We start from the raw sequence: 20,047 nt of genomic DNA, 5'->3' as shown, positions 1-20,047 counted from the left end.
TAAATAAAAGCTTGAGTGATCAAAAATTAAAAGAAGAAGGCATTGTTATAGATGCCTTGCCCGACACAAAATTTAAGGTCAAACTCAACGATGGTAGAGAAGTTTTGGCGTATTTAGCGGGAAAAATGAGAATGAACCATATAAAGGTGATAATTGGCGATAAAGTAACACTGGAACTAAGCCCCGATGGGACAAAAGGAAGAATCATCTACCGCAGGTAAGCCATAAGCACAAATATGAATCCCGTTAGAAGTCGCCCTAACGGGTTTGCAGTCATAACTAATAAATAATCAAAAGTCTTATTGTGCAGCTGTAACTTATGCGTAAGGCTGCGTAGCAGCGACTTCTAACGGGATGAAAGTCAGAGTTTCTGTAAAAAAAATATGTAATAATTGCAAATTGGTACGCCGCAAAGGCAAGTTGTATTGTATTTGCAGTAATCCGAAACACAAACAACGTCAGGGCTAACTATCATGGCTAGAATTTCAGGAATTAATATTCCAGACAACAAAAAAATAGAGTACTCATTGAGCTATATATACGGCATTGGTCCGACCAATAGTCGAATAATTTTAAAATCAGCAAACGTATCGAAAGATAAACGCGCCAAAGAACTAACTTCGGAGGAAATCAATCGCATTCAAAGCATTATTGATCGCAACTATAAAGTTGAGGGGGATTTACGACGCGAAGTTTCAGAAAACATAAAAAGATTGAAAGAAATCAGTGTCTGGCGCGGAGTAAGACACGCGAGGCGCCTGCCAATCCATGGCCGAACAAAAACCAATTCCCGCACCACAAGAGGTAATGTAAGAAAGACCATGGGTTCTGGTAGGAAACCAACGGCACAAAAAACATAATGGGTAAAAAAAGAATCATAACAACTTCTGGACAGAATACGACTGCCGAAAACACGGCAGATGTTGGAACGGCCAAAAAGTCATCTAAAAAACAGGTGTTTAAAGGGACAATCAATATTTCTTCTTCATACAATAATACCATCGTGTCTGTGACAGATCCGAATGGTAACATCTTTGCTTTTTCTTCTGCGGGTATGCTGGGTTTCAAGGGCGCAAGAAAATCAACTCCTTATGCTGCAACGCTTGTTGGCAAGGACGCATCAGAAAAAGCAAAAAGATTAGGGCTTCAGGAAGCAAAGGTTTCAATAAAAGGCATTGGCCCTGGCCGTGAAGCAGCAATACGTGGTATCGCTAGCACTGGTATAAACATCACTTCAATCATAGACGCCACACCCATGCCGCATAATGGAGTAAGGGCGGCAAAACCCCGAAGAGTGTAACTTTTAAACATAATTTTATAATTTATAATTTTATAAATAATTTCTAATGTTTAAAAATTAAAAACATTAAGATTTATTTAAAAATTGGAAATTAAAAATTAATTCCTAATTTGGCACGCTATACTGGCCCACGAGAAAAAATAGAACGAAGATTAGGAACTAAACTTTTTTTAAAAGGTGAGCGTTCATATTCTCCCAAATCAGCTACTGTAAAAAGGATGTATCCACCAGGAATGCATGGCAAAAGTTTCAGGAACCGCATTTCCGAATACGGCTCCCAGCTACAGGCCAAACAAAAAATAAGAAATACTTACCGTATGATGGAAAGGCAATTTAAGAACTGGGTAAAAGATGCCATTAAATCAAAACAGGAAACGGGCGATACTCTGATAAAAAAACTTGAAACAAGACTAGACAACGTAGTGTTCCGCTCTGGTTTGGCCCAGTCGCGTGACCAAGCGCGCCAGCTCGTAAATCATGGCCATATCAAAGTTAACAGTAAAAAGGTGTCTATACCTTCTTGCGAAGTTAAAATCGGGGACATATTGAAAGTCAGAGAGGGCAGCTTAAAAACAAAGTATTTTTCTGTTTCGTTGGCACAGTGGCTTAAAAAATGTGAACCACCCAAATGGATTGAACTTGATAAAGATACGCTGACCATCAAAATCGTAGGTTTACCAACAATACAAGAAAGCGGTCTTGAAGTAAAAGACATACAACTATTAATTGAATTTTACTCACGCTAAAAAAGGTCTTAGATGCTGGGTATTAGGTACTAGATAATTTTCTAAAACCTAAAACCTAAAATCTAAAATCTAATTGCATGTTTCAACTACCAACAGAACCAAAGGTCGTTTCCAAAAATGGCAACCAGGCAGTTTTTGAAATTGGACCTCTCTTTCCGGGTTATGGAACCACCATTGGTAATACCCTTCGACGCGTTTTAATGTCATCTTTGGACGGTGCGGCAATAACTTTTATGAAAATAAAAGGAGTTGACCATGAATTTTCTGCAATTTCAGGAGTCTTAGAAGATGTAATTGAAATTATATTAAACTTAAAAAGAGTAAGATTTAAATTATTTTCTGATGAACCGGTTACGCTAGTGCTTAGTTCAAAGGGAGAAGGTGAGGTTACAGCTGCTAACATTAAAAGCACCTCTGATGTTGAAATTATAAATAAAAACCAGCATATTGCGACAGTAACCGATAAGAAAATAGAGTTTGAAATGGAAATAACTGTTGAGAGGGGTATCGGTTACGTCCCAGCCGAACAAAGACAAAAAGAAAAGTTGAGTGTTGGTAAAATTGCAATTGATGGTATTTTTACTCCGATTAGAAATGTTAATTTCACCGTAGAAAACATCCGTGTAGGCCAAAGAACTGATTACAATAAAGTTTTGCTAGACGTAGAAACTGATGGTAGTATCAGTCCTGAAGAAGCGCTAAAGAAAGCATCCCAAATACTAGTTGAGCATTTTACTATAATTAAAAATGTGGAATTACCCACGGAAGAAGCGGCAAAAGAAAAACCCAAAAAGAGCCGCAAGAAAAAATCAGAAGAATAATAATTTAACACATGCAACACGGTAAAAAAAATCGTAAATTTGGGAGAGAAACTAAGCAACGCAAGGCATTATTGCGTGACCTTACATTGGCCCTAATTACAAACAAAAAAATAACAACAACACAAGCCAAGGCAAAAAGTTTAAGGCCATTTATAGAAAAGCTGATAACAAAGGGTAAAGCGAATAATCTTGCGGCATTCAAAACAATTGCTTCACAAGTGGGAACGCTTGTCGCGAAAAAATTAACCCAAGAAATTGGCCCGGGATTTGCCGAAAGAAGCGGGGGGTACACCAGGATCAGGAATCTGCCACCGCGTTTAAGCGACGGATCCAAAATGGCAATTATAGAATTGGTAAGTTAAAATTTATGGCCATACATAACATCGATGCCGCAAATCAATCATTAGGACGTTTGGCAAGTAATATTGCCGTTATTTTGCGTGGCAAAATTAATCCCAATTATAAACCCAATATTTTGCCAACAGAAAAGGTTTTAATCACGAATATAGATAAAATTAAATTTACGGGCAAAAAAACTGACCAAAAAACATATTATCATTATTCGGGCTATCCAGGCGGAATGAAATCCAAAAAATTAAAAACGCTATTTGAGCAAAACCCGAAACGTGTATTGTGGTTAGCGGTTTATAGAATGCTTGCACCAAATAAATTAAGAAGTAAGATAATAAAGAATCTAGAAATTGAATAATGCTTAAAAAAACAACAACCAAAACAGTCAAGCTAACAAAAACTGTCAAAGAAAAAACGGTTAAAAAAACCGTTCTTAAGGGTGAGCCTAAAATTATAAAAGATGTGGAGATAAAAATGAAAGAAACAGAAATGCAATCAGAACCGACAAAAACAATAAAAAACGGCCCAGAAAAATATTATGAATCCATAGGCCGCAGGAAAAGAGCTGTCGCGAGAGTACGCGTATTTACCAAAAAATCAACCGATGCTCAAACTGCTGAGGATAAGGCACTAATCACAGTTAATGATAAACCATATTATGAATATTTTAAGGTCCAGGAACTGCAAAACATAGTTGAATCTCCACTTAAAAAACTAAAATCTCTTGGCAGGTTTAAGGCCACAATACGACTATTTGGCGGCGGCATACATGGCCAGGCCGATGCGGCTAAGTTCGGTTTAAGCCGAGCATTAGTTATGTTTGATCAAAATTTTTCTAAAAAACTCCGCAAAGCAGGCTATCTTACTCGTGATTCACGCGAAAAAGAACGCCGCAAATACGGCCTCAAAAAAGCCCGAAAAGCCCCACAATGGGCGAAGCGTTAAGTCAACGCTAGCCTGCGAGTCAGAATTGTCGCGACCCCGCATTGGGCCAAACTTTGGTCTTTTAACCGCAACAATTTTAAACCGGCTCAACTGGGCTCTATTGAGTCGGGTTTTTTATTATTTGACTATTATCAGCTCTCGTGTTACACTTGTGTTAAATATTGGGGTCTTTAAAAAAAAGGGGGCAGAAATGGACAATATGGAACAAGAATCTTGCTTGATTAGGCAGGATATTTTGGCAATCACCACACTAAAAAACCAGCAAACAAAAACCCTAAATCTAAAAATGGCGCTGGATGAGGCTGTTGAAAGTATGTTACAAGATTATTTAGTTCGTAAATTTGATTACACCAAAAAACAATGTTTTGAGATATTAGCTGAACCTTCTGCCCGAGTACGGCTTGAGTGCGGGCTTTTGCAAGAATTAAAAAATAATCAAATTAGATTGAGGGGCTATGGCTTGTTGAGTTATTTGTTCTCCTTTTTTCTCATTCCGTCTTTCTTTCTCCCTACCATTTTAAAACAAAATCGTACTGAAAATTTTGTAGTACTTATCATATTTTGTGTGTATTCTGTGGCTATTGTATTTTCGGGTTTATTTTTAGAGTTACGGAAACAATTATTTTTTGATAAGTACGACAGTGCTTATACTGCACTCGAAAAAATTGATGAAGCTACGACCGTATCGAACGTTTTTACAAGAATGATCAAACACCTAAAAGAAAGGGTAAACCTTTAAACTGTAATTTTTAATAAAAGGCTCCCAAACCGAGTAATACTCGGTTTTTTTGCTATAAAATATAAATTCCTCTACCCTAATCCGTGTGACTAACGCAATGAAGCATCAAGTTCAAAAATTACAAACCGGGAACAAGCGAAGCCATCTGATTTTCGTCATTCATATGTCAACTAACCCTAGTAGCAGAGCGAAGCTCGCTACGGGGCGAAGCAAATTAGCAAAACGAGTGTTAAAATTGTCTGGTAACACAACGGCTGGTCGAAAAACGCGCAGAAAACAAGCCGATAGGGGAACCAACTTGTGTCCGACAATTTAGCGAGCTTTGCGTATGTTTGTAGACAGATATGAAGTTGTAAGAAAATCGGGGGTAAGTTTGGGTTTGTAATTTTTGCAGTTGCGAGTGGTTATTTTGTAAGAATAATCCTAATCAACCTATTCCCTTCAAATTTGAATATCGCATCTTGATTACGGTCATAATAAAATGGCCCGCTGATAGTGGAAATATCATTTATGTTTACTTCGCCACGATCGTCTATTTCTATAAATTTTAAAATACCGCCTACATTGGCTACCAAATGTTCCGAGTCTTTAAACCATTGTAAATCTTCAACGGTTTGTGAAAATCTAGTAATTAACTCCGTATTTCCGGCCAATTTAAGGGGCTGATAACTGGAATCGTTAACCCATCTAACCCAAATTTCACGTTCTCCAATCCACGCGTTTTTGTTCCCATCAGGAGAAACTATTAAAGCACCTGGCAGATTAACTCTTGGCAAAATGTTAATGGAATTTTTTTTTCCACTTTTTAGATCAATGGAGTCTAACTTTTGTTTATTACCAATTATTGCAATGTTATTTTCGGCATCAAAACGTTTAATGGTTATATTGTTTATTGAACTGGAAGCTATTATTTCAGATTCAAAGTTTTGCGGCAAAAGTACAATTTTCGGAAAACTGACTAAAAATCCAGCTTCAATCTTTACCAATTTTTTCCACGGCTGAAATTTGTCGCTCTCAAGCCGCAGGTTATATGTTCTTGGCAAAAACTGACCCTTAGAAAAAGAATTGCTCAAAAATGAGGTATTGCCAATTAATTTATCATTGATGTATACCTCCGCTCTCACGTTTGTTTTTAATTCCAATGACCCTGTCTTAAAAAATCTGTGCTGCACAAAATCATATCTATACCCAAACGCAAAAAGCATTACCAAAAAACTAAGTATAATAAAAACAAGCACTGCAATGTAAAAGACTAGCTTTTTAGTTTTTTTACTCATATCGTTTATTTTAAACTAAAATTATTTTTTTGTAAATCTTGTCAATAATGATTTTTATCGCTATCTTTTGTTATTCTTTGTGGTTTTTTATTGCTTTCTGTTTCCTAGTTAGTTACTTGGAAACAAAAGCCATTAACTGCGTAACCATTGTTTGTCAAAAAAATAGGTATTGATCTTGGGACAACTAGCACTTTAGTTTTCGTGCCAAACAAAGGACTTGTAATAAATGAGCCGTCTGTTGTCGCAATTTCTGTGTTGGACAATAAAATAATTGCTGTTGGTAACTATGCAAAAGAAATGATAGGCAGAGCGCCTGATAGTATTATTGTTTCTAGACCGCTTAAGGATGGCGTAATTGCTGATTATAGGGTTACGGAAGCAATGTTGAAATATTTTATAAACAAAGCAATTGGACGTTTTGGATTTTATAAACCAGAAATTTTAGTTTCGGTACCTGCAGGTATCACCTCCACCGAACGACGAGCTGTAATTGAGGCCACAATTAATGCTGGGGCCAAAGTAGCATACTTGGTCAAGGAACCGGTTTTGGCCGCAATTGGAGCTAAAATACCCATCAATAGCCCCATTGGCAACTTAATCTTAAATATCGGCGGTGGCACTTCGGATGTTGCGGTTATTAGTTTAGGAGGCATAGTTACTTGGTCGTCGGCTAGAGTAGGTGGCAACAAAATAGATCTAGCAATTGTTGAGTATGTAAAAAAGAAACATGGCTTAGCAATAGGTGAGAGAACTGCAGAACTTATAAAAATAGCAATTGGTAACGCAATAAAACAAACAAATGAAGAAAAAATTAATGTACGCGGACGTGATTTGACTACTGGCTATCCAAAAACCATCGAGTTGACTTCAAATGAAATTACAGATGCCACGCAAGAACAATTACGAGAAATAGTACAAACTGTAAAAAATGTTCTGCAAGAAACTCCGCCAGAACTTTGTTCCGACATAATGGATCGTGGAATTGTTATATCCGGAGGCGGAGCATTATTAAAAAATATAGATATCCTCATGACGCGGATTACTGGCGTACCGGCCCGTACTGCGGATGACCCACTGCTTTGTGTGGCCAAAGGAACGGGAATCGTGCTGGACAACTTGGAAGTTTACAAAAAGAATATTATGGCGAAAAAATAAAAAAAGCGCTTGCGCGCTTTATTTTTTCCAGTTAACCAGAACTATGCCCAAAAAGGCGATAATCGCTCCGAGCCACTGGTGGAAAAATAATTTTTCGCCAAGAAAATTATTAATTATTGCCAAAATTACCACCGAAAAACTTGTCGTAATTGCAATCAGCGATAATTCCCTGGGGAACATTTCATAAATAGAGTAGATTAAAGCTACTCCAAAAAATGACAGCACACCGCCAATCAAAGAAAAGCTTAGAGACTTTTTAGTCACAAGAAATATGTTTTGATATCCGGAAAACAAAAGCCAGGTTAAAGCCAAAACAAACATGACTTCGTTTAAAATCAAGAAATTAACGATGGGACCGTGTATCTGTATCGCTTTATTACTCAGAATCGGAACAACCCCAAAAAATATAGCTACCAACATCGCCAATGACAACCAAGCTGGCATTCTTTCTCCGTTTTTTTTAAAAAACCATAATAAGAAGATATAGGTCACACGATTAATTGTCAAACAATACCCAAAACATAAAGATTGCTTTAATTCATGACTGGCTTTTAGGTGTTGGCGGGGCAGAAAAGACATTGAAAACATTTCATGACATATTTCCGCAAGCTCCGATTTATACACTTTTTTATAATAAAAAATTTACCGATTGGTTTTTGCCGCAAGCAGAAATTAGAACAACTTTTACTCAAAACTTCTATCGCATTTTCCAAAGTCATAAATTGCTAACTCCGCTTCTGCCAATTGCCATTGAGACTATTGATTTAAGTGATTTTGACTTGGTAATTTCATCATCTGTCGCATTTGCCAAAGGACTTGTGCTCAAACCGCGCACAAAACACATCTGTTATTGTTACAGCCCCACCAGGCAATTATGGGACTGGCACGCAGAATATAAAAAAGAAATCAGTTTTACACCCAAGTTGTGGGCATCTTTGGTCCAACACTTTCTAAGAATCTGGGACCGGCACGCCTCAACACGAGTTGATCATTTTGTCGCAATTTCTGAAAACGTCCGCCAACGCATAAAGAAATACTACCAGCGAGATTCTTCCGTAATATACCCGCCGGTAACCAAATTACCAGTTGCTAATTACCAGTTACCAATTACTAAAGGTTATTTTTTAATTGTAAGCCGTCTTTTTAAACATAAAAATATAGATATAGCAATCGGGGCTTTTAATAAATTAGGCTGGCCTCTCATCATAATAGGAAATGGCCCCGAAAACAAAAATCTCAAATCTCAAATCTCAAATTTAAAAAATATTAAAATGTTGGGTTTTGTTTCTGACAAAGAACTGCCCCATTATTATCAAAACTGTATAGCGTTTATAATGCCGCAAGAGGAAGATTTTGGCATTACACCCATCGAAGCAATGAGCTACGGCAAACCAGTATTGGCGCTCAAGCGCGGCGGCGCGTTAGAATATATACAAGAAGGCATAAATGGCGAATTTTTTGACGACCCAACCGAAGAGGTGCTAGCCGACGGCATCCGCCGTCTAAAACAAAATTTGCCCAATTATGATTCCGAAAAAATAAAAAAAACCGCAGAACGGTTTTCAGAAAAAAGGTTTAAAAACGAGATAACGGATTTGGTGAAAAAGGTATCAATCTAATGAATCAATCTAAAGTTTTCATTGTCATCCTCCAATATAATAATTCTCAAGACACCATTAGGTGCCTTAATTCTGTTAAAGAACTGGACTATCAGAACTATGAGACAATTATAGTGGATAACGGCTCAGATGTCAATGCAATCGACGAGGTTAGAAATTGGATAGAAAAAACAGGCAATACAAGTTCTGCTACTTGTTACTTTTTACTTACTACTTCTTACAACTCTGGTTATTCTGGCGGAAATAATCTGGGTATCAAACATGCGTTAGAGCATGGCGCTGATTATGTCTTGATATTGAACCCCGATACGACAATTAGAAAGGATGCGTTATCAAAATTAGTAGAAGCAACAGAATCTGATCAGCAAATAGGCATTGCAGGACCCGCAATAAACGAGGGTAACCAAATAATTTATGGCGGCAAAATTGGCTGGCTAAAACCCGAACTTTCGCACTTAGTGGTTGAACTACTAAGTGCACTTAGTAGTTCAACCACTAAGTATGTTGTAGGAGCTTGTATGCTTATCAAACGAGAAGTTTTAGAAAAGATTGGATTGTTTGATGAACGCTATTTTCTCTATTTTGAAGATGCTGATTACTGCCTGCGCGCGCAAAAAGCGGGCTACAAGCTCAAAATTGTGCCTGAAGAACTGATTCATCATAAACAATCGTCGTCTACCTCATCATTGGGAGCACCCATATTACTCCACTACCACTACAGAAATGCTCACTTATTTAACTGTAAAAATGGGCCGTTTTGGGTTAAATTCTCCTTGCCATTTTGGTCATTTTTTATTATAATTAAACAGCTCACTAAAATTATATTGAGGCACAATGTTGAAATATCAAAAGCAATATTAGCTGGGGTATTAGATTTTTATAAAGGAAGGTTCGGAAAAATAAATGCTTAAAATTGGCATAGAATGCGAATCTATTGAGGGTCTCGAGTCATGGGGGATCGGTAGAATCGTAAAAAATCTTCTTGAAGAAATATCACTAAGACCTGAACTCACCAGCGAGTTCAGATTTTTTCTTTATTTCAAATCACACATTCCCAAATTACCGTTTTTGGATAATCCTATTTTTGTAAAGAAAGTATCGGGAGTATCATCATTCAGCTTGTATTATTATTTACTTCTGCCAATTAAACTTTGGTTCGAAAAACTCGATCTAATGTTTTTGCCTAATTACATGCTTCCGATTTTATTTCTCGGCAAATCACTGGTTATGCTGACCGAGGATATTTATTACGAAATTCATACCAGTACATTGCCCTTCCGTTACAAACTTGCCTACAAAATCTTTGCCGGCTGGTGGACAGCAAGACACGCTACCAAAATTATGGCTATCTCCGAAACTTCAAAAAAAGAAATGGCTCAGTTGTTCAAAATAAACCCTACCCGCATTGTAGTAAACCAACTCGGTGTTGACCAACCCAAACCAATTACTAATTACCAATTACCAATTACCAATTACATTCTCTATGTCGGCCAAGCATTTCCAAGAAGACACCTGCGCGAAACCATGTTGGCTTTTGAATTAATATCATCACGCTTTCCAGATTTAAAATTAGTCGCAATCGGCAAAGATAAATATAACCCACCAATTATAAAAACACTTGTTAAAGAAATAAATAATCGTATCGGCAAAGAAAAAATAATTTATAAAGAATACGTCAGCGAAAATGAACTAGTCCAGCTTTACGCTCATGCTAAACTGTTAGTATACGTTTCTTCCAAAGAAGCCTTCGGCTTACCGCCACTTGAAGCGTTGGGACATGGCGTACCAGCGGTTGTGTCTGATTCTGAAATAAGCCATGAGATTTTTGGGGATAACGCCTTTTTTGTTTCTAACCCTGATGATCCCAATTCAATCGCCGAAGCAATTACGAAGGGATTAACCAACGAGACAAAACGACAAGAAATAAAAAATGCCCGTCAGAGCATTTTGACAAAATATACATGGCAAAAACATACAGACAAATTTTTGGAAATTATTCGACCCTAAATATTTTATTTGTATCTCAACCCGCGGTGATCGCCTTGGTAGCAAGCGGGATTCTGCCGCGGACGGTTGTGCCTTTTTGGACAATTGCGCTTGCAGTTTATGTATTGATGGCGTCACTTGAAAACTCAACTGTATTCTTCGTCCGTTCAATTCCATTTTTTGTCGCCATCCCCATAACCGCCGGCTTTGATTCTCTAAATATGTGGCGTATTTTTTCCGGACTGATTTTTTTGAAATGGTTTTGGGTATTAAAACCAAAGATTATGCCCAGATTTTCACGCTCGTCTTTTATTCTCTTGGCCTTGTTATTGCTGATGATATTATCAATCTCTCAAGCACAAAGCCATGTTTTAGCAGTCAAAAGAATTATCTATTTTGTTAATCTTTCTATGATTGGTATTGTAATTTATGATTTAATTCGCAAAAACCAAGATTTTTGTCAGCGAATTATCAAAAATGTTGCTATACCTACGATATTTGTGGCTCTGGTCGGCATGGTTCAGCTTGTTTCTACATATTTTATGGATATTTTTCAGTTCGTAGATTTCTGGGGCGGCGTAGTAGAACGTAACATGTACGGCAATGTGTGGGCTGAAACGGCCATTAAAGCCAATACGTGGTTTGCTTATTTCGGCAATCAATTATCTTTGCGAATGTTCTCAATTTTCCCAGATTCACATTCTTTTCCCATATTTATGCTTTTGGGATTACCGGCAGTTATGACTATCGCTCTCAAACGAGTTACTGAAAAAAGTGGCAATTTCAAAACCATGCTACAGTCCCGCGCTTCTGTGATTATTATTTTTATTCCTGTAATTTTTCTAGCACTTATTCTCACTGGCACCCGCGGCATTTGGGCTGCCGGAGCCGCTTCTTCCGTTTGGGCCATTTTTCTTATTGCACGACATCGCATGTCGTGCACGCCCAACATCACATGTCGTGCAGTTTTTGCCTATATTAGTTCTTTCTTGGTTATTTTCTTTTTATTATTCGGCGTGGCATATTATATTATCGCCTCAAATCAGTTCATGGCAGAAAAGGATTCAACTGGTTTGCTTGCCAAACGCGCCCGCTCCGTTTTAGATATCTCCGAAACCTCCAATGCACGCCGAATTGAAATTTGGAAAGATTCAATCCGTTCAATAATAAAACACCCATTGCTGGGTGTCGGAATAGGAAATTTTCCGGCCGTGGTGGGGGAAGATTTGGCCAGAGCCAAGGCAGGTTCGTCAGCGCACAATCTTTACCTCCATATCGCCGCCGAAACGGGCTTGCCAGCATTAATTCTTGCGCTTTGGTTCCTTTGGCTTCTTCTGAAAAAATCGCATCGCAATTTTTTGACATCAGTTACTAGTTACCAGTTACCGATTATTATTTACTTCGCTTCCCTCCTAATTTTCCTCCCGTGGGTCTTGATCTATTCTTTAACAGACGTCGCAATGTTCGATGAACGCGCCTTTTTACTTTTCGCAGTAACTGCGGCGATAATTTCTGGGACTGGGAAAATTCTTCCGGATAACACATTATCAAACCAATAAAACTTAATCTTATAATGCCATCGGTTTCCTTTGCCAGGATCGAATATATTATCACTTTGCCGTTTTCATACAAAGAAAATAGAGATCTGGTTAGCTTTTGCGGAGATGGCAGTGAGTTTTTGTCTCCCCACATATCACCAAGATGTTGTAACAGCATGTTGGGTGTAAAATAAGCCGCCTTTTCCTCTATCTTAATTTTACAAAAACTCGACAGCGCACACTCTAACCTTTCTCTTGCCTTGGCCATTAGCTACCTTTCTGTCTATATTAAAAAATTCAAACAACTATGCACAATATAATAAATTTATCTAGTTATGCCAAGTAAATTAGTTTCTATAAATATTGTTGTCCATAATGGTGAAAAATATATTCGCCGGTGTTTGGATTCGATTTTGGAACAATCTTATTCGCATGAGTTTATTGAACTTAATATTTTAGATAACAATTCGACTGACTCCACAAGAGAAATTTTAAAAAGTGGACGGTGGACGGTGGACGGTGGACAGTCGCCCAAATTTTCGCTAGTAGAATCTAGAGAAAATTTGGGCATGTGGCCCGGCCAAGAAAAATTGCTTGAACAGAGTCACGGTAAATATATTATCGCACTCTCGGTAGACGTAATTTTGGATAAAGATTTTATTAAAAATGCCGTTGAAGTAATGGAACGGGACTACCAAATCGGAGCTCTCCAAGCAAAAGTCTATAAATATGAACTGGACCATAATCCAATCCATGGTCATCGCAAGACCATAAATGGGTCTTGTGATGACACCGAAATTATTGATACTTGTGGGTTTAAGATTTTTAAATCCCGCCGAATTGTAAATATTGGACATGGAGAAACTGATTCCGGACAATACAATCAAAAGCGTGAAATTTTTGCCGTAGAGGGAGCTGTACCGATTTTCCGCCGACAAGCACTGGAAGATTGCCGTTTAGAATCACAAAACAATCAAATTATAGACCGTGACTATTTCTGGTACGGCGACGATCTTGATCTGGCATGGCGGATGAGATTGTTCGGCTGGAAACAAGTTTACGCGCCAAGCGTCATTGCTTGGCATGATCGTAAAACTACCAAGACACTAGCCGGAGGATGGAAAGAGTTTATAAAAATCCGCAAAACTATCCCCATGTTTAAACGCCGCCTTGATTTGAGAAACACTACACTCACGATAATTAAAAATGATTTTACCATTAATCTCTTGCGAGATTTACCACATATTTTATGGCGGCAATTGCGGCTTGGGATATATTTTCTGATATTTGAACCATCGGTGTTTTTAGAATTTTTTAAGGTTGCCAAACTACTACCAAGTATGTTAAAAAGGAGAAGCGAAATAATGAGTAAAAGCAATGTAACACCCGAAGAATTACGCCAATGGATCATATGATACTGCCGGATAATTTTCAAAAATTGCAATCAAAAAAACGATGGTTTAAAAAACCATTATTTTGTATTTTTCTGGTTTTATTGATTGTTGTCGGTTATTATGTGTATCAATTGGGGATGGTGTATAACACGATCTCCGTAGAAAATAGCTCCTGGTGGAAAAGTGTAGCTGGTATTTTTAATATCGGCGACGAGTCTAAACCGACAATTGACCCCAACCCGATACCCAGACAAGAGCCGGATCGTCTGGATATTTTGATTTTGGGCATAAGAGGAGAAGATGAAATAGCCATTGAAGAAGAGGGCGGCTTGCTTACTGACACGATAATGGTAACGAGTATTGATAAGGTAACACAAAAAGCTGCAACCATTTCCATACCACGCGACCTTTATATGGACATGTCAGCAGAAATACAGAATGGCAAAAACATAAAATTAAAGGGGAGGATAAATGAGGTTTATGAGAGAGGATTGGAAAATGGCGGCGGGCTAACTTTGGCTAAACAAATAATATCAAGGATTACTGGCATCTACATTGATAATGTCGTGGTCGTTGATTTTAATGCATTCAAGGAGATAGTAAACAATCTTGGCGGTATTGATGTTTACCTTGCCAAACCGTTTGAAGAAAAAAATCAGTGGGGTTATGAGTTCTTTCTGCCGGCCGGAGACAATCATTTAGACGGCGAGCAAGCACTGTATTATGCCCGGTCCAGGTATTCAACAAGCGATTTCGACAGGGCAAGACGACAACAAGAAATAATTAAGATCATTAAGAATAAAGCACTGTCTTTGGGATTTTTGTCCAATCCGGTTAAAGTAACTTCTCTGCTTTCCGATCTAAAAGATAACATACGCACCGACTTTCAAATTTGGGATGTCGGCGATTTGCTTTCACTGGCAAATACCTTTAGTTCTAAAAATAAAGCAAAAAATTATGTAATTACCACGGAAAATTTAGTCTATGAAACCAAAACCGAAAAAGGCGAATATATATTATTACCCAAAGAAGCAAATTTTGAAGGAATTAAAAATCTGTTTAAAAATATTCTAACTGATTAGTCATGCGCAAGCTAACAATAATTATCGTCCACCATCAGACACCCGAACTTTTAAAGCTCTGCTTGAAATCGCTTGCGGAAACATGCAAAAACATAGACCTTGAAACTATTATTATTGACTCGACCATTTCACGTCAGGCAAGAGATTTGGTTGTTGAGCAGTATCCGGAAATAAAATATCTGTCATTTAAAGAAAATCTGGGTTATGCGCGGGGGGTTAACACGGGAATCAAGAACTCCAACGGCAAGTATATTTTAGTCCTTAACCCAGACGTGGTCGTTACTGACAACGCAATTATAAAAATGACTGACTATATGGAAAAACATCCAGACATTGGTATGCTTGGGCCGCGCATGCTCAATTTCAACGGAACCCACCAGAATACATATTTCGGTTATTATAAACCGGCCACAATACTTGCTCGGCGTAGTTTTCTGGGTAGATTCGGACGATTTAAAAAAGTCCTGGATGATTTTCTCGTGGCCGATGCCGATCCGTCCAAAATCCAAACACCGGACTGGATAATGGGCTCGGCTATAATGGTGAGCAAGGAAGCGCTTGAAAAGGTTGGCGGCATGGATGAAAGATTTTTTATGTATTTTGAAGATGTTGACTGGGCCAGAAGGTTTTGGCACAATGATTACAAGGTTGTGTATTACCCAGAGGCCATAATGTATCATTACCATCAGCGTGAATCCAGTTCGCGCCTGGGATTACTGGATGTGATATTTAATAAAAAAACGCGCTGGCATATCGCCAGTGCAATAAAGTTTTTTTGGAAATATCATAACTTACAAAAAATCCCACTGAATAAATAACTTTAACTTCATGCAAAAAAGATTAGTTCCGGTAGTAATAGTTCTTGCACTCACCGTTGGATTCTTGGGCGGTTTTTATTATCAAAATTGGCAATCTCCCGTTCAATTATTAAATCTTGTTAACAAAGACTACGGCCAACCGCGCGATGTGGATTTTTCTCTCTTTTGGAATGTGTGGGACATGCTGCATAATCGTTATGTAGACAAGTCAAAACTAAACACACAAGATCTGGTTTACGGGGCCATTGACGGTATGGTGCAAAAGGTTGGTGACCCTTATACGGTTTTCCTCAAACCCAAAGAAAATGAAGAGTTCCAACAGCAAATTAAAGGAGCATTCAGCGGTATTGGGATTGAAATTGGCCTTCGCAAAAACATTTTAACCGTCATTTCACCCATCAAAGATACGCCTGCGGCACGTGCCGGCCTCATGGCGGGAGATAAAATATTGAAAATAAATGATAAACCCAGCGAGGGCATGAAACTGGACGAAGCCGTCGGTTTGATACGCGGACAAAAAGGAACCAAGGTAACATTAGTGATTACTCGCGATGGTCTGGAAAAAGCTAAAGAAGTAGAAATTACCAGGGATATCATAAAAATACCGGCCATAGATTGGAAACTGTTAGACGAAGAAGTTGCTTATCTTGAAATTTTTACCTTCAATCAAAATGCTGATGCGGAATTTAAAAAAGCCGCGCAGGAAATCAGTGATTCAAAAGCTGAAAAAATTATACTTGACCTGCGTAACAATCCGGGTGGTTTGCTTGATTCGTCGGTAAATATTGCGGGGTACTTCTTGGATGCCAATAAGATTGTAACAATCGAAAGATTTGGCGATGGTCAAGAAAATCAATTCCGAACCCAACCGAACGGCCAACTTAAAAACTATCCGATTATTGTCTTGATAAACAAAGGTTCTGCTTCAGCGTCCGAGATTCTTGCAGGCGCCTTAAAAGATAACCGCGGAATTACGATTGTCGGAGAAACCAGTTTTGGCAAAGGATCGGTTCAGGAAGTACTGGATCTTCCACAAAAAGCCTCGTTGAAAGTTACTATTGCCAAATGGTTTACCCCAAACGGTATATCAATAAACGAAAACGGTATAAAGCCGGATATTGAGGTCAAACGAACTGAGGAAGACATTAACGCCGACAAAGACCCGCAGTTGGATAAGGCAAAGGAACTTATAAAAAACCTACGCTAGCCTATGAAAGTAATTTTTTTGCAAAACATAAAAGGTGTAGCCCAAATAGGGGATATCAAGAATGTGGCTGATGGTTATGCCCGCAATTTTTTGTTCATAAAAAATTTGGCAAAACCCGCAACAGCCGATGCTGAAAAACAGGCAGAAATATTGAAGTCAAAACGCGAGAAACAATATGAAACAGGTAAGGAGGGGGCGCTAGAATTCGCCAAAAAACTGGAAGGTCTAACTATTGAAATCCAGGAAGATGCCAATGAAGAAGGGCATCTTTACGGTTCGGTTAATGAGAAAAAAATACTAGCGGCCGTCAAGGAGAAGGGGATAAACCTTAAAGAAGAAAATATAAACTTACCACAACATCTCAAGATGTTAGGTGAACACGAAGTTGAAATAGAACTGCACCCGGAAGTTAAAAGCAAAATTAAGATTTTAATTTCAGCTAATAAATAGACGTAGGATTATTAATCTAGATCACATAAAAAACATGGTTATAACCATGTTTTTTATGTGATCTAGATGGGGTTGACTTTACCTATACTACGCTTACAATTTTAACCAATCGTCTGGAGCCATCGAAATTGTTCTTTTTTTTGGTTGAAAACTTAACCTTGCCAGTATTTATGGCATAGATAGTATCATCACTGCCCATGCGAGTACCCGAACCAGCAATAACCTTGCTGCCACGCTGACGGATAATAATGTTGCCTGGAATAGCAACCTGGCCGTCTGAAAGCTTGACGCCCAAGCGTTTGGATTCGGAATCGCGGCCTAACTTAGTTGTAGATTTAGCTTTTGTATGCGCCATTTTATTAATCTTATGTTAGCAAAATTACTAAAATTAGTCAAAATGTACCAGTCAGATATTGTTTTAACTTTCGTTGTTATTTTCATTTCAATGATCAGTTTCAACCTTGGTAAAATTTCAATATTACATAAGCAAAAGTTGCCAATTACAATAACTGAACCGGTTAATAGTCGGCAGGCAACAGGAAACAATGAAAAGGGGATTCAAAATTCAAAGCTAGAACCTAGCACCTACAACCTAACGCCTAGTTTCGTCGTTGCTTCTAAAAATAGCGCCAACAAAATCTATCATTTCCCATGGTGCCCAAGCGCTTCCAAAATCACCGAAAAAAACAAAATTACTTTCGCCACCGAAACCGCGGCAATATCAGCCGGCTACATCCTTGCCGGAAATTGCAATCCATAATACCCTCCACTCTTAAAATATTTTACTTTATTGATAAATACAGTTAATATTGCTCTCGTGTCTTAAGCTAGAACCTTAAAAAGGAAACAAAATGCGAGCAGACATCTAAAAACTCGAATTGGTATTAAACCGTTTGATGGCCGCCTTCGATACCGGCCAATACCCTTTTGACAAACCGTGGGCAAAACCACCACAGATACCGGAAAACATGCCTAGGAACCTGACCTTAGGATCAAAAGAACACCCACTTTTTCTTTTTTGTCTTTGTTATCACATGAGGGGCGGAATTGACAGTATAACAGCCATAAAATCACTTGCAAAACTATATGAAACAAAACCGGAAATATTCGTCCCAGAAAACGGAATGAACAGAGATCCCCAGGAAATTACTGGGTTTTTACGTGAAGTCGGCCTCGGTTTTCAATCTAGAGAAATAGGCAGGGCCTGGGTTGAGAATTTTAAAATGCTAGTTCGGTACTGGGACAGCAGTCCGGTAAAACTTCTTGAAGGAGTTGAAACTTATGAAGAGGCGTGTGAAAGAATTAGAAATAAATTAGTCAAAAAGAACCGTATTGAAAACAAAAACTCTGGTTTCTTGGGATTCCAGGAGAAAATGGTTAGTATGCTTATACATTTTCTCATGGAGGCAGGTTTTATAGATTCATTCCATTTTCCGCCGCCTGTAGATTTTCATGTTTTGCGTACCATGTTTGGACACGAGATATTGCTTATTGAAGAATGGGACAAGGACAATTACAACAAAAAAACTCTCTCGCTCATCCGTGAGCTTCTTTCTGGTTATTTGCTTAAATACAACGTCAATCCCTTGCGCTTGTGCGAAGCCATGTGGATTATCTCCAGGACTCTTTGCAGTCAGCATCCTGGGAATATCTCCAATGTTGGCGATTATGAAGCAAGAAAAACCACCATCAAACCAATTGATATAACCTGGAATCGAAGCCAAGTAAATAGTTATTTCAGGACTTGCGGTTCGTGCCCAATTGAGAGAACCTGCAAATTTAACATTCCTTCGGCTTATTACTATATTACAGGTAATATAGTAATAAGGGGTACTAGACAAAAACCACCGCAAGAATTTTTAATATTTGAAAGTTAAAAACGCCCAACGGGCGTTTTTTAATAAAAAGCTATTGCGTACCGGCTATTTCTATGTCTTCGGAATCAAAATGTATGTCGAACTGTAAAATCTTCTTCAGTTGCTTTTTAGATAGGATAAAAACTAAATCAAAATTAGTCAAAGAACCCCGAAATTCCCCATATATCTTATGACTAAAAACACCGAATCCCCGAAGCTTAAAGTGCTTAAGTGTACCCTTGGAATCTTTTACAAAATTGTGAAGAATTCCCTTGCTTATCCTAATAACATGAACAACATCATTATTTCGCTGTTCCATTCTCAAGCCATTAACCCGACGAATAGCCATAAGCACTCTTGCATCAATTACAAAAGCAACCATTATGTTTTTACTTAAAAACGCATTAAGCGTTTTGTAGTTGGGAGTCTCTTTACTCAAAGACCTTGATCTATCTGACCAACGATTTCTATAAAAAAATATCACATACAACAAGTGACTGAATGGAAATCCGAGTTGTTCAACTTCTTCATCCAGTTGCTTTGAATAGATCTTGAGAGTATTGCGATTGCTGCAACCCTTTACTTCTATCTGGCTATCAAAATCCCAATTATTAATATCACCGGAATCTTGAGAGCTGGCAGTTTTTTCACCACCCAAAATCTTTAGCGCCAAATCAGTAAAGAAATCACCAATGTGATACAGGCGCCAAGGATCTGATTTCCACATAGCGCCTCCAAAATTTTTAAAGTGCTTTAACAAAAA

At 38.2% G+C, this 20,047-nt stretch carries 26 protein-coding genes; 22 read left to right on the top strand and 4 right to left on the bottom strand.

The window, feature by feature from the left end:
- The first annotated feature begins 11 nt into the window (after nt 1–11).
- The 10 genes from infA (at nt 12) to HYT61_02170 (ending at nt 4,902) form a co-directional block, all read left to right on the top strand.
- The gene (gene infA, locus HYT61_02215) at nt 12–221 is read left to right on the top strand and encodes a translation initiation factor IF-1 (protein ID MBI2063036.1); all 210 of its coding nucleotides are present in this window, start codon (nt 12–14) and stop codon (nt 219–221) included.
- Between the two features lie 133 nt (nt 222–354).
- Entirely contained in the window at nt 355–468 is a 114-nt protein-coding gene (rpmJ, locus tag HYT61_02210; protein MBI2063035.1) for a 50S ribosomal protein L36, read from the top strand.
- Nucleotides 469–473: 5 nt separating this feature from the next.
- Nucleotides 474–860 carry a 30S ribosomal protein S13 gene (gene rpsM / locus HYT61_02205; GenBank protein MBI2063034.1) on the top strand — a complete coding sequence of 129 codons (387 nt, stop codon included), beginning with the start codon at nt 474–476 and terminating at the stop codon, nt 858–860.
- Nucleotides 860–1,300: a 30S ribosomal protein S11 gene (gene rpsK, locus HYT61_02200; protein MBI2063033.1), complete on the top strand. Its 441-nt coding sequence runs from the start codon at nt 860–862 to the stop codon at nt 1,298–1,300. The genes rpsM and rpsK overlap by 1 nt, the downstream gene beginning before the upstream one ends.
- A 110-nt stretch (nt 1,301–1,410) precedes the next feature.
- Nucleotides 1,411–2,046: a 30S ribosomal protein S4 gene (gene rpsD, locus HYT61_02195; GenBank protein ID MBI2063032.1), complete on the top strand. Its 636-nt coding sequence runs from the start codon at nt 1,411–1,413 to the stop codon at nt 2,044–2,046.
- A gap of 77 nt (nt 2,047–2,123) precedes the next feature.
- Nucleotides 2,124–2,867, top strand: a complete 744-nt coding sequence (locus HYT61_02190) for a DNA-directed RNA polymerase subunit alpha (protein MBI2063031.1) — start codon at nt 2,124–2,126, stop codon at nt 2,865–2,867.
- Nucleotides 2,868–2,878: 11 nt separating this feature from the next.
- Nucleotides 2,879–3,229, top strand: coding sequence for a 50S ribosomal protein L17 (gene rplQ, locus HYT61_02185; protein MBI2063030.1), 351 nt, complete (start codon nt 2,879–2,881; stop codon nt 3,227–3,229).
- Between the two features lie 5 nt (nt 3,230–3,234).
- Nucleotides 3,235–3,576, top strand: a complete 342-nt coding sequence (gene rplM, locus HYT61_02180; protein MBI2063029.1) for a 50S ribosomal protein L13 — start codon at nt 3,235–3,237, stop codon at nt 3,574–3,576.
- A 131-nt stretch (nt 3,577–3,707) separates the two neighbouring features.
- Nucleotides 3,708–4,163 (top strand): 30S ribosomal protein S9, encoded by a 456-nt coding sequence (rpsI, locus tag HYT61_02175; protein ID MBI2063028.1) that lies wholly within the window; start codon nt 3,708–3,710, stop codon nt 4,161–4,163.
- Between the two features lie 199 nt (nt 4,164–4,362).
- A complete protein-coding gene (locus HYT61_02170; GenBank protein MBI2063027.1) occupies nt 4,363–4,902 on the top strand; it encodes a hypothetical protein in 540 nt (179 codons plus the stop codon).
- A 404-nt stretch (nt 4,903–5,306) separates the two neighbouring features.
- On the opposite strand, the gene HYT61_02165 is transcribed toward HYT61_02170, so the two are convergent.
- Nucleotides 5,307–6,179, bottom strand: coding sequence for a hypothetical protein (locus tag HYT61_02165; GenBank protein MBI2063026.1), 873 nt, complete (start codon nt 6,177–6,179; stop codon nt 5,307–5,309).
- Between the two features lie 147 nt (nt 6,180–6,326).
- Here HYT61_02165 and HYT61_02160 point away from each other — a divergent pair, with 147 nt between their 5' ends.
- Nucleotides 6,327–7,334: a rod shape-determining protein gene (locus HYT61_02160; protein MBI2063025.1), complete on the top strand. Its 1,008-nt coding sequence runs from the start codon at nt 6,327–6,329 to the stop codon at nt 7,332–7,334.
- A gap of 18 nt (nt 7,335–7,352) precedes the next feature.
- Here the strand turns inward: HYT61_02160 and HYT61_02155 are convergent, their stop codons facing one another.
- On the bottom strand, nt 7,353–7,778 hold the full coding sequence (locus tag HYT61_02155) for an EamA family transporter (GenBank protein ID MBI2063024.1): 426 nt from the start codon (nt 7,776–7,778) through the stop codon (nt 7,353–7,355).
- A gap of 56 nt (nt 7,779–7,834) precedes the next feature.
- Between HYT61_02155 and HYT61_02150 the strand changes: the two genes are divergently transcribed.
- From HYT61_02150 to rplI, 9 genes are all read left to right on the top strand, one after another.
- Entirely contained in the window at nt 7,835–8,953 is a 1,119-nt protein-coding gene (locus HYT61_02150) for a glycosyltransferase (GenBank protein MBI2063023.1), read from the top strand.
- Nucleotides 8,953–9,864: a glycosyltransferase family 2 protein gene (locus HYT61_02145; protein MBI2063022.1), complete on the top strand. Its 912-nt coding sequence runs from the start codon at nt 8,953–8,955 to the stop codon at nt 9,862–9,864. Before HYT61_02150 ends, HYT61_02145 begins: the two co-directional genes overlap by 1 nt.
- Entirely contained in the window at nt 9,857–10,960 is a 1,104-nt protein-coding gene (locus tag HYT61_02140) for a glycosyltransferase family 4 protein (GenBank protein MBI2063021.1), read from the top strand. The genes HYT61_02145 and HYT61_02140 overlap by 8 nt, the downstream gene beginning before the upstream one ends.
- Nucleotides 10,915–12,498, top strand: coding sequence for an O-antigen ligase family protein (locus tag HYT61_02135; protein MBI2063020.1), 1,584 nt, complete (start codon nt 10,915–10,917; stop codon nt 12,496–12,498). The genes HYT61_02140 and HYT61_02135 overlap by 46 nt, the downstream gene beginning before the upstream one ends.
- 314 nt (nt 12,499–12,812) lie before the next feature.
- Nucleotides 12,813–13,892 carry a glycosyltransferase family 2 protein gene (locus HYT61_02130; GenBank protein ID MBI2063019.1) on the top strand — a complete coding sequence of 360 codons (1,080 nt, stop codon included), beginning with the start codon at nt 12,813–12,815 and terminating at the stop codon, nt 13,890–13,892.
- Nucleotides 13,880–14,953 carry an LCP family protein gene (locus HYT61_02125; GenBank protein MBI2063018.1) on the top strand — a complete coding sequence of 358 codons (1,074 nt, stop codon included), beginning with the start codon at nt 13,880–13,882 and terminating at the stop codon, nt 14,951–14,953. The genes HYT61_02130 and HYT61_02125 overlap by 13 nt, the downstream gene beginning before the upstream one ends.
- Before the next feature lie 2 nt (nt 14,954–14,955).
- On the top strand, nt 14,956–15,771 hold the full coding sequence (locus HYT61_02120) for a glycosyltransferase family 2 protein (GenBank protein ID MBI2063017.1): 816 nt from the start codon (nt 14,956–14,958) through the stop codon (nt 15,769–15,771).
- A 10-nt stretch (nt 15,772–15,781) separates the two neighbouring features.
- Entirely contained in the window at nt 15,782–16,978 is a 1,197-nt protein-coding gene (locus HYT61_02115) for a S41 family peptidase (GenBank protein MBI2063016.1), read from the top strand.
- A 3-nt stretch (nt 16,979–16,981) separates the two neighbouring features.
- Nucleotides 16,982–17,428 carry a 50S ribosomal protein L9 gene (rplI, locus tag HYT61_02110; protein MBI2063015.1) on the top strand — a complete coding sequence of 149 codons (447 nt, stop codon included), beginning with the start codon at nt 16,982–16,984 and terminating at the stop codon, nt 17,426–17,428.
- 82 nt (nt 17,429–17,510) lie between these two features.
- On the opposite strand, the gene rpmA is transcribed toward rplI, so the two are convergent.
- Nucleotides 17,511–17,783, bottom strand: a complete 273-nt coding sequence (gene rpmA, locus HYT61_02105; protein ID MBI2063014.1) for a 50S ribosomal protein L27 — start codon at nt 17,781–17,783, stop codon at nt 17,511–17,513.
- Between the two features lie 12 nt (nt 17,784–17,795).
- On the opposite strand from rpmA, the gene HYT61_02100 reads away from it, so the two are divergent.
- Together HYT61_02100 and HYT61_02095 are read left to right on the top strand one after the other, a co-directional pair.
- Nucleotides 17,796–18,188 carry a hypothetical protein gene (locus HYT61_02100; protein ID MBI2063013.1) on the top strand — a complete coding sequence of 131 codons (393 nt, stop codon included), beginning with the start codon at nt 17,796–17,798 and terminating at the stop codon, nt 18,186–18,188.
- A gap of 136 nt (nt 18,189–18,324) precedes the next feature.
- Nucleotides 18,325–19,305 (top strand): hypothetical protein, encoded by a 981-nt coding sequence (locus tag HYT61_02095; GenBank protein MBI2063012.1) that lies wholly within the window; start codon nt 18,325–18,327, stop codon nt 19,303–19,305.
- A 31-nt stretch (nt 19,306–19,336) separates the two neighbouring features.
- Here HYT61_02095 and HYT61_02090 read toward each other — a convergent pair whose 3' ends face one another.
- Nucleotides 19,337–20,011: a hypothetical protein gene (locus HYT61_02090; protein ID MBI2063011.1), complete on the bottom strand. Its 675-nt coding sequence runs from the start codon at nt 20,009–20,011 to the stop codon at nt 19,337–19,339.
- Between the last annotated feature and the right edge of the window lie 36 nt (nt 20,012–20,047).

It is taken from the genome of Candidatus Yanofskybacteria bacterium, assembly GCA_016181175.1.
GTDB lineage: Bacteria > Patescibacteriota > Minisyncoccia > 2-02-FULL-40-12 > IGHO2-01-FULL-4-A > 2-01-FULL-44-17.
This window is presented reverse-complemented; position numbering and strand designations above follow the sequence as displayed.

Excerpts from the sequence above, each read along its gene's own strand:
- HYT61_02100 (MBI2063013.1), top strand. The coding sequence starts at position 17,796 with ATGTTAGCAAAATTACTAAAATTAGTCAAAATGTACCAGTCAGATATT.
- HYT61_02135 (MBI2063020.1), top strand. The coding sequence starts at position 10,915 with ATGGCAAAAACATACAGACAAATTTTTGGAAATTATTCGACCCTAAAT.
- HYT61_02090 (MBI2063011.1), bottom strand. The coding sequence starts at position 20,011 with ATGTGGAAATCAGATCCTTGGCGCCTGTATCACATTGGTGATTTCTTT.
- rpsI (MBI2063028.1), top strand. The coding sequence starts at position 3,708 with ATGCAATCAGAACCGACAAAAACAATAAAAAACGGCCCAGAAAAATAT.
- HYT61_02145 (MBI2063022.1), top strand. The coding sequence starts at position 8,953 with ATGAATCAATCTAAAGTTTTCATTGTCATCCTCCAATATAATAATTCT.
- HYT61_02165 (MBI2063026.1), bottom strand. The coding sequence starts at position 6,179 with ATGAGTAAAAAAACTAAAAAGCTAGTCTTTTACATTGCAGTGCTTGTT.
- HYT61_02130 (MBI2063019.1), top strand. The coding sequence starts at position 12,813 with ATGCCAAGTAAATTAGTTTCTATAAATATTGTTGTCCATAATGGTGAA.
- HYT61_02155 (MBI2063024.1), bottom strand. The coding sequence starts at position 7,778 with ATGCCAGCTTGGTTGTCATTGGCGATGTTGGTAGCTATATTTTTTGGG.
- HYT61_02140 (MBI2063021.1), top strand. The coding sequence starts at position 9,857 with ATGCTTAAAATTGGCATAGAATGCGAATCTATTGAGGGTCTCGAGTCA.
- rpsK (MBI2063033.1), top strand. The coding sequence starts at position 860 with ATGGGTAAAAAAAGAATCATAACAACTTCTGGACAGAATACGACTGCC.
- rplI (MBI2063015.1), top strand. The coding sequence starts at position 16,982 with ATGAAAGTAATTTTTTTGCAAAACATAAAAGGTGTAGCCCAAATAGGG.
- HYT61_02190 (MBI2063031.1), top strand. The coding sequence starts at position 2,124 with ATGTTTCAACTACCAACAGAACCAAAGGTCGTTTCCAAAAATGGCAAC.
- rplQ (MBI2063030.1), top strand. The coding sequence starts at position 2,879 with ATGCAACACGGTAAAAAAAATCGTAAATTTGGGAGAGAAACTAAGCAA.
- HYT61_02115 (MBI2063016.1), top strand. The coding sequence starts at position 15,782 with ATGCAAAAAAGATTAGTTCCGGTAGTAATAGTTCTTGCACTCACCGTT.
- rplM (MBI2063029.1), top strand. The coding sequence starts at position 3,235 with ATGGCCATACATAACATCGATGCCGCAAATCAATCATTAGGACGTTTG.
- HYT61_02170 (MBI2063027.1), top strand. The coding sequence starts at position 4,363 with ATGGAACAAGAATCTTGCTTGATTAGGCAGGATATTTTGGCAATCACC.
- rpmJ (MBI2063035.1), top strand. The coding sequence starts at position 355 with ATGAAAGTCAGAGTTTCTGTAAAAAAAATATGTAATAATTGCAAATTG.
- HYT61_02120 (MBI2063017.1), top strand. The coding sequence starts at position 14,956 with ATGCGCAAGCTAACAATAATTATCGTCCACCATCAGACACCCGAACTT.
- rpmA (MBI2063014.1), bottom strand. The coding sequence starts at position 17,783 with ATGGCGCATACAAAAGCTAAATCTACAACTAAGTTAGGCCGCGATTCC.
- rpsM (MBI2063034.1), top strand. The coding sequence starts at position 474 with ATGGCTAGAATTTCAGGAATTAATATTCCAGACAACAAAAAAATAGAG.
- HYT61_02095 (MBI2063012.1), top strand. The coding sequence starts at position 18,325 with ATGGCCGCCTTCGATACCGGCCAATACCCTTTTGACAAACCGTGGGCA.
- HYT61_02125 (MBI2063018.1), top strand. The coding sequence starts at position 13,880 with ATGGATCATATGATACTGCCGGATAATTTTCAAAAATTGCAATCAAAA.